Consider the following 966-nt stretch of genomic DNA (forward strand, 5'->3'; position numbering starts at 1 on the left):
GCGCGGGGAGTCGCCCGTCCGAGGGCGCTTCTCGGCCGGCGGGTGGGGAGCATCTGGACAACTGTGGCTACCGGCCCAGTGGGTTCCGGCCGTCGACCGGTCCCGCGGGTGGGGTCCTACTCACGTCGTGGTTCGAGGGTTTGTGTTCGACGACGGGTGTGATCCAGACGCCCGTGCAGCTGCCGGCGGCGGTGTCGCCCGAGGTGGTGGCGGGGCTGGCTCGTGACCAGCTTGGTTTGCCGGCGCCGTCGATCGTGACGAGTCCGGAGGCTGATCAGTTGGTCAATCTGCCGACCTGGTTGCGGGTGGCGAGTGGTTGGGAAAACCGGTCGGCGACGGCGTCGGTTCCGGGTGTGTCGGTGACCGCGACCGCGCGTCCGGTCTCGGTGTCCTGGTCGATGGGTGACGAGCACACCGTCATCTGTACCGGGCCGGGAACCCGCTACAACTCGGGTGTTGACGCGGGTTCGTCGTCGCCGGACTGCGGGCACACCTACCGGCGGTCCTCGGCCGCCGAACCCGACCACTCGTTCGTGGTCACTGCGACCGTGCGCTGGTCGGTTGACTGGGCCGGCGCGGGGGAGTCGGGTTCTTTCGCCGACCTGACGACCACCGCGACCACCCGTGTCCGGGTCGCCGAATCCCAGGCGCTCAACGTTCCACCACCCCGCTAACTCACACCACACCCCAATCCCCTGATCCGAGATGCGTGCTCGCGGCATCTCGGCGGGACCACCTATGCCTGGAGGAGATCGTCATGATGTCGACACTTGCCCCATCCCGCCCTAATCCGAACACCCAGCACCCGAGCAGTCGCCTGCGTGGTGGACCGACCCGCCGGTCTGTTCCTCATCTGCTGCTTGGTGTGTTGCTGGTGACGTCGTGCACGGCCGGCGCGGTCGTGTGGTCGGCGAACGCCGGCCAGCGGCGCGGCGCGCTCATGCTGGCGCGGCCGGTCGCGCTCGG

Annotated in this window: 1 protein-coding gene; it reads left to right on the plus strand. The window is 69.3% G+C overall.

Features of this window, described 5'->3' with window-relative positions; all coding sequences use genetic code 11:
- Window positions 1–359 precede the first annotated feature (359 nt).
- Complete coding sequence (locus tag ACYVIP_RS44675; RefSeq protein ID WP_460407315.1) at window positions 360–674, plus strand: hypothetical protein; 315 nt, start codon at window positions 360–362, stop codon at window positions 672–674.
- Window positions 675–966: the final 292 nt, after the last annotated feature.

This window comes from Actinophytocola sediminis (assembly GCF_054779715.1).